Below are 12,621 nucleotides of genomic sequence, written 5' to 3'. Positions count from 1 at the left end.
TCCCTATCTCCCCAAATCATCAACATAATAGAGATTCAAAAATTCTTCCTCAGTAACTGGACGTTCAAAATTGTAAAACCAGCGATAGACTTCCACGGCTGGTCCATCAAACTCTATCCTGTCGTCCATTTCTTGCACACCGGCAATATGAAACAAACGGCTCTGCTTCCAAATACCATCCGCATTGACATAGCCATCTTCAACTAAACCACGCAAATAGTCTGCTAGTTTGTTCTTATCAACCTGCTCATCCTCCCAAACAAGGACATCAGCCGGCAGCAAGTAGGTCACTTCTTCATAAGATGAATAATTTTCATAAGAAGGTTCAAACTCGTTTTTAACCAAGCACTTAACAGCGTAGACCCTATCCATGATAGCTCTCCATCGCCTCCTCAACCTCCGCCAAACTTATCCCAAACAATTCCAATCGTTTGAGGAGCTGCTTGCCGTTGCAGTAGCCGATGCGGAGCTTTTCTCCCAGATACTCCCTCCGCTTGCGACTATCTCCGCCCATAAGGAGCCCTAGGCGCATCAGGTCTGACTTGGTGATGTCAAAGTTATGTTCATCATCATAGTAGCCACGCACGCCTGCGAGGGCCTTTTCCAAGTCCTCAAAGCTGGCGTGTTCAATGCCCAAGGACCGCCCTTTTGTTTTGGACTTGGGGGCAGCCTCGTCCCGCTGTAAAAAAGCGTGTTTGACCGTGGGAATGGCCTGCATAATCATCTTCCGAATTCGCTCTCCATTGTAGTCTGGGTCAGTAAAGACAATGACGCCCCGCAGGTCATGGAGTTTCTCGATGCGTTCTAAGTCATCGTCTGATATGGCAGAGCCTCTGGTTTCGTAGGTGTCCACCTCGTAAAATCGTTTTAGGTTTGCTGTATCATCCTTGCCCTCGACAACGAGGACTTCTTGTATCTTAATTTTCTGTGTCAATTCTGAACAAACTCCTTGCATTCTCGTAGGTCGCAGCCGCCACTTCTTCGACCGACTGGTTGCGAAGCTGGGCCAGCATATCCACCACATATCTGGTGTAGCCGGTACGATTTTCCCGACCACGCTTGGGAACAGGCGCTAGGTAGGGCGCATCCGTCTCGACCAGGATTTTTTCTAGGGGCAATGCTTGCGCCGCTTCCTGAAGTTCGACAGCTTTCTTGAAGGTCACAACTCCCGAGAATGAGATGTGCATACCCAAGTCCATGAAGGCCTGAGCCTCCTCCAGCGTACCAGAGAAGGAATGCATGATGCCTCCACGCGGACCGACGCCGACTTCCTTGATGATCTGGTAAGTATCTTCCAAAGCATCGCGAGTATGAACCACAAAGGGCAAATCCAACTGCTTGGCCAACTCCATCTGTCGCTTGAAAACACGAGCCTGGGTTTCCTTGTCCGCTGTCATCCAGTAGTAGTCCAGCCCAATCTCCCCCAGGGCAATGACCTTGGGATGTTTGAGTGCCTCAAGCAAGTAGCTTTCTACTTCCTCATCATAGGTGCCAGCCTCTGTCGGATGCCAGCCCAGTGTCAGATAAATTTCAGGATGCTGGTCAGCCAGTTCCATAGCCTTGTCAATGGTTGCTCGGTCAAAACCGACCACATTGTGGAGGGTGACCCCCATTTCCTTGGCAAAGTCTAATTCTTCTTGGACCCGACCGTCAAACTGCTCTACGTTGAGGTGGGTGTGGGTGTCAAAAATTTGTATCATCGTTCCATCACTTTCTTTCCTACTATTGTAACATATTTCAGAAGATTCTTATGAGAAGAAAAAAACCAGCAGACTCGAGTTTCTGCTGGCTTCTCTTTTCATCTTCTTATGCTACTGTAAGAACTTTACGTCCCTTACGGCGACGAGCAGCTAACACGCGACGGCCGTTTTTAGTTGCCATACGGCTACGGAAACCGTGTTTACGCGCGCGACGGATTTTACTTGGTTGAAAAGTACGTTTCACGATGAATACCTCCTCTTAGATTCTTGTATTCGTTTAGCCGGCTAGTTTTGATCAGTTACTAAACATACTAAACTATTTTATATAAATTCTGTTCGTTTGTCAAGCTATTCTACCATACTTTTAGGAAAGAATCAGAAAATCATTGAAAAAAGAGGACTAGCCTCTTTTTAATCATGATTCCCTTCAATATCTACAACGACATATCGGTTCGGCTCGCTACCTTCTGAATAGCTTGTCAAACCGTCCATTTTAGAGATAATGCGGTGGATAATTTTACGTTCGCTACTTGACATCGGATCTGTATGGTAGGCTTCCTGCTCTGCCAAAACACGTTCTGCCAATTTTTGTGCGTAGCCTTGAAGAACCTCTGCGCGGTGTTCTACATAATCATTCACATTGATTGTAATATAGAAATTACGCTCATAACGGTTGTATAAGAAGTTCTGAGCCAAAAGTTGCAAAGCCTTTAAGACTTTTCCGTGATAACCGATAACACGACCTGGTTCATTGGTATCCACTTGAATATTGATTGTACGGCGATTATGACTTGTATCAATACGCGCCTCAACATCCATATCATCCAGAATTTCTTGTACATAAGCTGTCACTTCTGAAACAACTTGTTCAATATCATACTGAGGCTCAATCTTAATATCTAAATCAGCAAAATTATCTGCTTGATTTTCTGAGACGACTTCTTGATTTACGTCTTCCTTAGCAGATGTTGTTGCATCTGTAGTAGTTAGTAAATCTTCTGAAAGAATTTCAATCCGACCTGTTTCTTCCAAAATCGTTGTCGCTTCTTTTTCATTTTTCAAGATCTGCGCTTTAATATCATCATCAAGCGTTTGACCAGACTTTTCAAATTCTTTCACCGCTGCAACAACTTTTCCTAGGTCAATCGTAGCCTCTGAAACGCTTTTTACTGGTTCATTGAGGTCATTAATTTCACTTGGAACGCCACGAACTGCTTTCTGATTAGCCTTAACAACCGTTGTTTCATTGATGACATCAATATCCACAATCGCTGGCTTTTTACCGAAACCAAGGAAACCTTTCTTCTCACGCGCAACCACAGTAATATGTGCTTTTTTTCGAGGAATATTCAGCTCTACCAAGCCATTCTGGATGGCCTCTTCAACACTTGCTCCTGTAAATTTCATCTTCTCTCTCCTAGTTTTCCTATTTCTTTTTCTGTGCTTTTTTCTGTGCCCGTCGGATTTTTGCCTGACGTTCTTTTTCCGCAGCAATTTTCGCTTGACGCTCTGCTATTATTTTAAACGGATTATTGAACACCAAGGTTTGAGCAACCTGATAGGCATTTGACACCGTCCAATACAAAGCCACCCCACTAGCAGCTGCCACAGCAAAGAAAAAGATTATCACGGGCATGACATAGGTCATAATTGTCATAGCCATATTCTTCTCAATTGCTGATTTATTGGTCAACCATGAGCTAAGGAATGTAAACACTGCAGCCAGAATCGGCAAAATAAAGAACGGATCCGGCTCCCCAAGATTTAACCAAAGGAAGTGACCTACTTTCAAGGCTTCAACACGTGTCAGAGCTTGAAAGAGGGCCAAAAGGATTGGCATTTGAATAAAGAGCGGAATCATGGACGCCCTCATGCTGACACCATTCTCTTTGTAGAGAGCTTGCGTTGCTTCATAGAGCTGCTGGCGACTTTCCATATCCGTTCCTGGATACTCCGCTTGCAACTTTTTCAGCTGAGGTTGAAGCTCCTGCATCTTCCGTGAGGAATTCATCTGTATTTGGAACAAAGGCAACAGAAGGGTTCGAATTAAAATGGTAAAAAGTATAATACCGATTCCAATTTGACCGTTGATAGATAGGAACTGAATAATGCTGGCAAACCAGTAAATTAATCTATCCCACGCATCTGTAGATTGACTGGTCACTGGCCCTGTTCCGCAGGCTGTTAAAACAATTAGAGATACTACCAGTAGACCCGCCCATTTAACTTTCTTTTTCAATCACAACACCTTCCTGGTATAGTTTAGCTAGTTTCAAAACATGGATGAGGTTTTGCTTCATTTCTTGATAGGACAATTCCTCTACACCTTTTCGAGCAATGATAACAAAGTCATCTGCTACCAGTTGATGTTGGCATTCAATTAAGATGTGACGAATCCTGCGCTTAATCTTATTTCGCATGACAGCGTTTCCCAATTTTTTGCTGACAGATAAACCTACTCGGAAATGCTTCTGCTCTTTAGATAATCGGTAGACAACAAACCTCCGATTGGCGACATTGTTTCCTTTTGTAAAAATGTCATTAAAATCTCGTTCACGCTTGACACGATAGCTTTTTTTCAAACTGCCACTCCATCTTTCAAAATTACTTCTATTATACCACAAAATTCAAAAAAGCCAATAAACATACCGTTTATAGGCTTTTTGCGTTCTGAATTTCCTCTTTGGCACTTTTCAACTGGTCTGCAATCGATTCAAAACCTGTCCCACCAAGGGAATTTCTACGACTGACAGCAACTTTGGAGGACAAGGCATCATAAATATCTGCTTGAATAAGAGGCGAAATAGCCTGATAGGTCTCAAACGATACATCCTGGAGATAGTGTCCTGCCTTGCTACATTCCAAGACCAGTTTTCCAACAATCTCATGCGCTTGGCGGAAGGGCATACCCTTGTTTGCTAGATAGTCTGCCAATTCAGTCGCATTGGAAAAGTCCTTCTCTGTCGATTGAGCCATCCTTTCCTTATGGACCGTCATCGATTGCAACATCCCTGCCAAAATATCGATAGATACTAAAATCGTTTCTGCCGTGTCAAACATGCCTTCCTTGTCTTCCTGCAAGTCCTTGTTATAGGTTAAAGGCAGGGATTTCATGACCGTCAGTAGACCAACTAAGTTCCCATAAACTCTACCTGTTTTCCCCCGAATCAGCTCAGCCATATCTGGATTTTTCTTCTGAGGCATGATGGAAGAACCTGTTGAAAAGGTATCGGATAGGGTGACAAATTGGTATTCATGTGAACACCAGTTAATGATTTCTTCACACAAACGCGACATGTGCATCATGAGGATACTGGCATTTGACAGAAATTCCAGGATAAAATCACGGTCAGACACAGCATCAAGAGAATTACTATAAGGCTTGGCAAATCCCATCAAATCAGAGGTCATCTGACGGTCAATCGGAAAGGTCGTCCCTGCCAAGGCCGCCGCACCAAGTGGGGATAGATCTGTATGCTGCATGTTGAATGTAAAACGGTCACTGTCTCGGCTGAACATGTTGTAATAGGCCAACAAGTGCTGAGCAAAACTGATAGGCTGGGCATGTTGCAAGTGGGTATAGCCGGGCATGATAGTTTCCACATGTTCCTGTGCAAGATCTACTAAAATCTGACGTAGGTTGGTCAATTTGTCTACCACTTGAAAGAGGGTATCCTTCAGATAAAGGTGCATATCGGTCGCTACTTGATCGTTACGAGAACGAGCTGTGTGGAGTTTACCTGCAACTGGACCAATTTTCTCCGTCAATAGACTTTCAATATTCATGTGAATGTCTTCGTTTCGAATATCAAACACCAACTTGCCAGCCTCATAGTCTGCTAACAATTCTTCCAGACCAGTTTGAATAGCCTGGGCTTCTTCAAGCTTGATAATCCCTGTGGCTCCAAGCATCTTGACATGGGCTAAAGACCCCTGAATATCATACTTGGCCAATTTTTGGTCAAAGCGAATGGAGGCTCCGAATTCTTCAACCCATTCCTCAAGACTGGCTTCAAAGCGACCTCCCCATAATTTCTTTGCTTCCATAAGCTCCTACTTTCTAGCTCTTTTTATGAATTTCCGCATTGACCTTGGTTGGTAATCCCCAAAGCTTGATGAAACCAACTGCTGCATCTTGGTCAAAAGTATCTGCACTGGTATAGGTTGCCAAATATTCATTATAAAGGGAATTTGGAGATTTCCGAGCAACTACTTTGGCTGATCCCTTATACAATTTCACTTTTGCGGTGCCATTAACAACTGCCTGGGTCTGAGCAAGATAGGCCTTCAAGGCATCTGTTGCAGGATTGAACCACAAACCATTGTAAATCAAGTTAGAGAGTTCATTTGAAACAATCGGTTTGAAATGCGATACTTCCCGTACCAAGGTCAAATCTTCAATTTCCTTGTGGGCTGTCAGAAGGGTAATAGCACCTGGACACTCATAAATTTCACGTGACTTGATTCCGACTAAACGATTTTCCACGTGGTCAATCCGTCCCACACCATGCTTACCAGCAATGACATTGAGTTTTTGAATGAGATTAGCCAGACTTAACTCTTCACCATTCACAGCAACGGGAATCCCTGCTTTAAACTCAATATCGACATACTCAGGAGTATCTGGTGCATTTTCTGGAGAAGTAGTGATGCCAAAAGCATCTTCTGGCGCTTCATTCCATGGATTTTCTAAAACTCCGCACTCATTGGCACGACCCCAAAGGTTTTGGTCAACTGAGTAAGGACTGTCCAGGTCAGCAGGGACTGGTACACCATTTTCCTTGGCGAAGATAATTTCCTCTTCACGCGCCCACTTCCATTCACGGACAGGAGCCACGACTTTCAAGCTTGGATCCAGGGCTGCAATGGCTACCTCAAACCGCACCTGGTCATTGCCCTTACCAGTACAGCCGTGAGCGATAGTGGTTGCTCCTGTCTTATGAGCCATTTCCACCAACTTTTTAGAAATCAAAGGACGGCTGAGAGCCGATACCAGCGGATATTTTTGCTCATAGTAGGCATGGGCTTGTAGGGCTGGTAGGACATATTCTTGGGCGAATTCTTCTTTTACATCCAATACATGGGACTCAATAGCACCGATTGATAAGGCCTTATCATGAATAAAGTCGAGGTCCTTACCCTCTCCAACATCCATACAAACCGCAATGACATCATAGTCTTTCTTCAACCAAGCAATTGCAACTGAAGTATCCAGGCCACCTGAATAAGCTAAGATTAATTTTTCTTTTGTCATAAACTTTCTCATTTCTATATATATTAGCAAATAAAACTTAGTGACTATTATAGTGTATATTTATACTTTTTGCAACATATTTATGCAAATTTTCTTAAAAAATGAATAAATATCGTACATTTCCAGAAAAATTTCCAAAAAAAGCTAGAGAATATTCTCCAGCTTCTAAAATATATTCCTCATCATAACTGATTATGGTTGATAAATTTTCCGTTCTTTTAACATTTTCCAGAAATAATAAGCTAAACTAAAATCAAGCAATCCATGAATAGCCGAACCAACACCCACCAAGCCAAGCATCGTTATCCAGTAGGTAGCAGAAGTTTGTTCCCCCGACGTAAGTACCATCACCACAATATATTCTCCTAGACCATGCAGGAGATTAAGCCCGATTCCTAATAGTAAAAAGCGCTTAGAATCCATAAGAATCGGAAATCGCTTGACCAAGACCGCACCTAAGGTAAGGAAGAACAGATGCGTAAGCGCCCGAAATACAATAACGATTGGAAAACCAGCGAGGAAAAATCCCAAACTAGAACCTAAAGCAACAAAAATAGCAGTAGCTGGTGAAATAAACATGGCTATAAACAAAGGAATGTGACTAGCAAGTGTATAGGATGCTGGGCCAATAATGATTTTAATCGGCATCATTAAAGGTATTAAAATGGCAAATGCGGTTAAAATTGCACTAATTGATAGCTGCTTAACTGAATTTTTAGATGATAGTGTTAATTGGGACATTAGGCACCTCTCTTTCTATTGGTTTGATTATAAAACAAAACCTTACAGGTGTCAAGACACCTGTAAGGTTTAAGGTTTATTGATTTTCTAGTAAAATACCTGCATGTTTTAAAGCTACTGAAAGTTCATTATAGGCTTGCACAGATGGGAAAGAGACTGTATGTGTATGAACTCCTTCTGTTAAATTACTCAGTAACACACCTTGGTATTGACCCAAGGCATCCAAAAAATGATCCCTATCTTCTAAACTTGCAATATTCAGCTTGCCGGATAATAAGCCGTAAATGGGATGCTCAATTTCAACATCTAATATTTGAGCTCCACCCTCTAGCAAGATTGTCAACTCTCTTTCTACCTCTTCTGGACCATGTTGACAAGCTATCTTTCGAATGTAGGCTCCTTCAGTAGATGGCAAAGAAGATTGGAGCAAGTACCCTCTCGGAGTTGCCAAGACAGCTTCTCCCTCCGCACGAAGCAAGGCTACATCTCCAACAATTACTTGCCGACTCACTCCAAATTCTTTCGCCAGATAATTAGCTGCAAGGGGATCGAGGCTTTCTCGTAAAAGGGATAGGATTTTCTTACGTCGTTCTGTTGCTTTCATACACATTCCTTTCGTACACTTTTTTCCATTATATCAAAATTCCTGTAAATCAACCTTTCCTCAACCAAAAAACGGAAACTGCAGAACAGTCTCCGTTATCATCTGCTAGTTTAGCAATGCTTGAATAGCCGCAATGTCCAAACGCTTCATGGTCATCACAGCCGCGTTGACTGCCTTGACCTTTTCTGGACTTGCCATATCGTATGCCTCCATCAAAATCCGCGGCACAATTTGCCAGGAAATCCCAAACTGATCCTTGGCCCAACCGCAAATCTCCGCTTCTAGAACTGCCGATACCTTCTCATACCAGCTCTCCGCTTCTTCCTGACTATCTACATAAACCATGAAGGAGAAGGCTTCGTTGAAAGAGGCCTCACCGCCATAGCCGTGGTCCATAGCGATGATTTTTTGATCTCCGATTAAAAGCTCCGCATAATTCAACTTGGCAGCAGCCACCGCAGCCTCACCTTCGCCATAGTAAGACAAGCGACCAAGACGAGCTTGAGGCAGCTTATCCTTGTAATAATCTAGCATAGGTTGGGCTAAACCAACCTGGTCCTGGGAGAAGAGCAGGCAGATGTCAAAGCTATAGGGCTTGTCCAAGTCCGGTGCATAGGACAGTTGCCAAGACAGACCAAAGCGGTCTTCCAGCCAGACATAGTAAGGACTGAAGGGATATTCTGCCAATGGCATAAGCACACGACCACCGTCTGACAGGGCTTCGTAGAGGCGAGTCACATCCGTCTTGTCAGCCACCGACACCATGAGGGACATGGACTCATTGAGCTTGAAATAAGGCCCCGCGCTAATCGCCGCCAGGGTCATGTCCCCCAGTTGGAATTGGACCAAGTCAGAGTCGCCAGAAGGCGTATCTGTAATGGTATAGGTCCAGTCAATCTTGCCGCCGAAAAGGTCCACATAGAACTCTACAGCTTCTTTTGCCTCTGTATTGTACCAGAGATGTGGGATTATGGTTTGCATTGATTTCTCCTTTGAGTTAGTAGCCCCAGTATAACATTTGTCCGTACAAAAACAAAACACGTTGCTTTACACTTATAGATATGCTATACTGAATAACTACAAAATTGACAGGAGAATGAAATGGAAACTTGGAACGCCTACACAGCCGACGGTCACTTGACCGACCACACCCTCATACGCGGAGAAGCCATTCCCGATGGTCTCTACCACCTAGTCGTCGAGTGCATCGTCCGCCACCGTGACGGCAGCACCCTCTTCATGAAACGCGACAGCACCAAGCCCTCCTACCCTGACTATTATGAAGCGACAGCAGGAGGCTCGGCTTTATTTGGGGAAATAGCAGAGCAGGCCATTTTACGCGAAGTCCGCGAAGAGACAGGCATTGAACTGACAGCGACCCAACTCCGCCACCTTACACACTTTGTTGCCCATGACGACCAGTGTATCTTCCACTGCTACTGGGCTGAAACCGACTGGGACAAATCTGCCATCCAACTCCAAGCCGACGAAACCAGCCACTACATCTGGGTCCCACAGGAAAAACTGAAAGATTTCTTGGAAAATGAACAGGTTATCCCAAGACAGAAAGACTATGTGGAGAGGTTGTTTTTAGAAAACTAAGTCCGAATAAGAAACAAATCCCCACCGTCACAGGACAGAGGGGATTCATTTATTTCAATCCTGCGACAAGACTTTCAATATCAGCTGGTCGGGTTCGGCAACAACCTCCAACCACTTTAGCACCCAACTTACGCCAAGCCAGAGTATTGTCCAATAGGCTATGGCTATGGTCAGCTTCTTCTTTCCATGTTTGAGTAGCTCCATCATAGACTTCCCCAGAATTCGGATAAGTCACAAATGGTTTATCCGTTTTCTCTCTCAACTGACTGAGAAAGGCTGGGTAGAGAGAAGGAGCTGTACAGTTAAGACCAATCGCCAAAATCTGCTCACTGCTGTTGACCAGCTCTGCTATTTTTTCAATAGCCGTACCGTCAGAGATTGACTGACCGTCCTGCGAGGTGAAACTGATATAGGCTTCAACATTTGGGAAATCATCTGCCAGCAACTCTACCAAAGCCTGTGCTTCAAGAACATTGGGAATAGTCTCCAAGGCTAAGAGTTCTGCTCCCTGTTCTAAGAGGAGCTCAATTCTGCGACGGTGGAAATCTTTTAATTCTGACAGACTAATGTTGCCATAATCGCCTGTATATTCAGCACCGTTCGCCAAATAGGCTGCGTAGGGACCCACGTCACCTGAGATGAGAGGATAGGTTCGTTGTACTTTTTCAGCTTCAGACAATTCTGCCCAAACCTCATCACGCGCTTCCTTGGCCAAATCAACGGTCAAGCGAATGAGATCCTCTGCCTCTGCTTGTGACAAGCCAACTTCTGCTAATCCTTCAAAGGTCGCCTGATAGGTGGAGGTTGTCACCAAATCTGCTCCAGCACAAATATAATCCTTGTGAATATCCTTGATATACTGAGGATTTTCCAAAAGATATTTGGCAGACCAAAGCTTACCTGATACATCATGACCGCGAAATTCCAATTCCGTTCCCAGAGCACCATGTAAAATGACAAACTCTTGATTTTCTAATAGTTCCTTAAAACGACCCATACGAGTTTCTCCTTACCACTTTTTAAAGCGAATGTAATGATACGCATAGCAACCAATCATAAAGGGTACACCAAAGTAGAGGCCGGCACGCTGAGAAGGATCCCAGCCAATTCCGATGATGGAAATAACCAGCAAAACAACTGTAATCCATGGCAAAGTCGGTGAAAATGGTGTCTTGTATTCCAATTCATCTACACTATTGTTTTTCAAAAATTCACGTCGGAAGCCGATTTGTGCCAATGGAATAGCCAACCAAGCAATGACGACTGCAAAACCAGCGATAGAAACCAAGGCCAGGAAGATGGTGTCTTCTGCATAAATTGAGGCAATCAAGGCAACGACAACACCAATCATGGACAAAATCATCCCACGCATGGGAACGCCGTGCTTATTGATTTTAACCAATTCCTTGCTAATCATGCCTTCATTGGCCAAGGACCAAAGCATACGACTTGAAGCGTAAAGTCCTGAAGTTGAGGCTGATAAGATAGCTGTCAAAATGATGAAGTTCATAATGTCTGCAGCGTACGGAAAACCGATTTTATCCAATACAAGCACGAATGGTGCTTCTGTCACGCCTGCTTCCGACATGGGAAGCAAAGCTGCTAAGACCACGATAGTCAAAACAAAGAAGATAACCAAGAGACCGATGGTCGATTTAATAGCTTGCGGCACGGCTTTCTTAGGATTATCTGTCTCCCCTGCAGCAATTCCAATCATTTCCACACCTGAGAAGGCATAGTTAACGGATAGCATGACCGAAATAAAACCAACCAAACCGTTAGGAAGCAAACCTTGGGCTGTAATGTTATTAAAGAGAGGTGTAGCATTGGTTCCCTCAAAAGGCAAGACGCCAAAAATCGCCAAGGTTCCTAAAATGATGAATGCCATAATGGCATAGACTTTGACAGAAGAAAGGGCGTCCTCTGCTCGAGCAAACCAGCCGACAGACAGCGTGTTCAAACCAAAGACAACGACCGCGAAAATCGTTGCAAAAATCCAAATTGGCACACTAGGAAACCAACGTTGCATGAGTTGAGCTGCTCCTACAAACTGAGAAGCCAAAGCGACTACCCAGCACAACCAATACATCCAGGCCACCATAAAACCAGTACCAGGACTGATAAACTTGGTCGCGTAGGTATGGAAAGATCCAGTCACCGGCATTGCCACCGACAATTCACCCAAAGAAAACATAACCAAATAGACCATAACAGCTCCGAAAAGATAGGCTGCAACAGCTCCAAATGGACCAGCCTGTGCAATAGTATAGCCTGAACTCAAAAACAATCCTGTCCCGATAACCCCACCGATGGACAACATCTGCAAATGACGGCTGTTCATTTCACGGTTAAAGGTGCCTTGATTTTCAAAATTATGATTTTCCATAAACTCTCCTAAATAGTAATGATTTATTTATGATAACACAGTTTTTCAGAAAATCGTTATACCGTTTTCAACGCGAGTGTTATAGTTATCAGTTATAGTCATAACCACCCGTGAAAACGGGTGGCTTGTACACCGGCTATAAGCCGTTTCTCTCCAGCGACGTCTAAAGACGTTCGCTGAACTTCGTTCAGGTTAGTGCTATAATTGCTTGACTAATGCCCGTAACAACGGGCTTTTATCTTGTTCTAAAACTGCCATCTGAAAATGGATCTTCATACTCTTTGACGCTCAATTTATCAAGTGCAATGTCATTGAACAACTAATCTCCCAGATT

Annotated in this window: 15 protein-coding genes and 1 pseudogene; 1 reads left to right on the top strand and 15 read right to left on the bottom strand. The window is 43.8% G+C overall.

Annotated elements, in window-relative coordinates:
- Positions 1-3: 3 nt before the first annotated feature.
- The 12 genes from ODU41_RS00080 to ODU41_RS00025 form a co-directional block, all read right to left on the bottom strand.
- Positions 4-372, bottom strand: coding sequence for a hypothetical protein (locus tag ODU41_RS00080; protein WP_044676157.1), 369 nt, complete (start codon positions 370-372; stop codon positions 4-6).
- Positions 365-934 carry a ribonuclease M5 gene (gene rnmV / locus ODU41_RS00075; protein WP_044685609.1) on the bottom strand — a complete coding sequence of 190 codons (570 nt, stop codon included), beginning with the start codon at positions 932-934 and terminating at the stop codon, positions 365-367. Before rnmV ends, ODU41_RS00080 begins: the two co-directional genes overlap by 8 nt.
- Entirely contained in the window at positions 918-1,700 is a 783-nt protein-coding gene (locus tag ODU41_RS00070; protein ID WP_105141427.1) for a TatD family hydrolase, read from the bottom strand. Before ODU41_RS00070 ends, rnmV begins: the two co-directional genes overlap by 17 nt.
- Before the next feature lie 106 nt (positions 1,701-1,806).
- Positions 1,807-1,944, bottom strand: a complete 138-nt coding sequence (gene rpmH, locus ODU41_RS00065; RefSeq protein WP_002939016.1) for a 50S ribosomal protein L34 — start codon at positions 1,942-1,944, stop codon at positions 1,807-1,809.
- A 167-nt stretch (positions 1,945-2,111) separates the two neighbouring features.
- Positions 2,112-3,107 carry an RNA-binding cell elongation regulator Jag/EloR gene (gene jag, locus ODU41_RS00060; RefSeq protein ID WP_013730624.1) on the bottom strand — a complete coding sequence of 332 codons (996 nt, stop codon included), beginning with the start codon at positions 3,105-3,107 and terminating at the stop codon, positions 2,112-2,114.
- Positions 3,108-3,126: 19 nt separating this feature from the next.
- Complete coding sequence (locus tag ODU41_RS00055; protein ID WP_029170980.1) at positions 3,127-3,939, bottom strand: YidC/Oxa1 family membrane protein insertase; 813 nt, start codon at positions 3,937-3,939, stop codon at positions 3,127-3,129.
- Positions 3,923-4,282 (bottom strand): ribonuclease P protein component, encoded by a 360-nt coding sequence (rnpA, locus tag ODU41_RS00050; protein ID WP_202105505.1) that lies wholly within the window; start codon positions 4,280-4,282, stop codon positions 3,923-3,925. Before rnpA ends, ODU41_RS00055 begins: the two co-directional genes overlap by 17 nt.
- Before the next feature lie 70 nt (positions 4,283-4,352).
- Complete coding sequence (gene argH, locus ODU41_RS00045) at positions 4,353-5,747, bottom strand: argininosuccinate lyase (RefSeq protein WP_398578518.1); 1,395 nt, start codon at positions 5,745-5,747, stop codon at positions 4,353-4,355.
- A 13-nt stretch (positions 5,748-5,760) separates the two neighbouring features.
- Positions 5,761-6,954 carry an argininosuccinate synthase gene (locus ODU41_RS00040; protein ID WP_044679781.1) on the bottom strand — a complete coding sequence of 398 codons (1,194 nt, stop codon included), beginning with the start codon at positions 6,952-6,954 and terminating at the stop codon, positions 5,761-5,763.
- 192 nt (positions 6,955-7,146) lie between these two features.
- Positions 7,147-7,695, bottom strand: a complete 549-nt coding sequence (locus ODU41_RS00035) for a hypothetical protein (protein WP_044669548.1) — start codon at positions 7,693-7,695, stop codon at positions 7,147-7,149.
- A 76-nt stretch (positions 7,696-7,771) separates the two neighbouring features.
- The gene (locus ODU41_RS00030) at positions 7,772-8,299 is read right to left on the bottom strand and encodes a transcription repressor NadR (protein ID WP_044772047.1); all 528 of its coding nucleotides are present in this window, start codon (positions 8,297-8,299) and stop codon (positions 7,772-7,774) included.
- A gap of 105 nt (positions 8,300-8,404) precedes the next feature.
- Positions 8,405-9,280 (bottom strand): VOC family protein, encoded by an 876-nt coding sequence (locus tag ODU41_RS00025; protein ID WP_398578517.1) that lies wholly within the window; start codon positions 9,278-9,280, stop codon positions 8,405-8,407.
- 120 nt (positions 9,281-9,400) lie between these two features.
- Between ODU41_RS00025 and ODU41_RS00020 the strand changes: the two genes are divergently transcribed.
- Positions 9,401-9,901: an NUDIX domain-containing protein gene (locus tag ODU41_RS00020; RefSeq protein ID WP_398578516.1), complete on the top strand. Its 501-nt coding sequence runs from the start codon at positions 9,401-9,403 to the stop codon at positions 9,899-9,901.
- Between the two features lie 49 nt (positions 9,902-9,950).
- Here the strand turns inward: ODU41_RS00020 and mmuM are convergent, their stop codons facing one another.
- The 3 genes and pseudogenes from mmuM to ODU41_RS00005 form a co-directional block, all read right to left on the bottom strand.
- Positions 9,951-10,898 carry a homocysteine S-methyltransferase gene (mmuM, locus tag ODU41_RS00015; protein WP_398578514.1) on the bottom strand — a complete coding sequence of 316 codons (948 nt, stop codon included), beginning with the start codon at positions 10,896-10,898 and terminating at the stop codon, positions 9,951-9,953.
- Positions 10,899-10,910: 12 nt separating this feature from the next.
- Positions 10,911-12,287, bottom strand: a complete 1,377-nt coding sequence (locus ODU41_RS00010) for an amino acid permease (RefSeq protein ID WP_044772043.1) — start codon at positions 12,285-12,287, stop codon at positions 10,911-10,913.
- A 235-nt stretch (positions 12,288-12,522) separates the two neighbouring features.
- Positions 12,523-12,600: pseudogene (locus ODU41_RS00005) on the bottom strand (IS200/IS605 family transposase); the annotation flags it as partial.
- Positions 12,601-12,621 lie beyond the last annotated feature (21 nt).

Source organism: Streptococcus sp. 2022WUSS083 (assembly GCF_044427155.1).
In the GTDB taxonomy this organism is placed as follows: Bacteria; Bacillota; Bacilli; order Lactobacillales; family Streptococcaceae; genus Streptococcus; species Streptococcus hashimotonensis.
The sequence above is the reverse complement of the archived record's forward strand: the minus strand, read 5'-3'. Positions and strand labels throughout refer to the sequence as shown.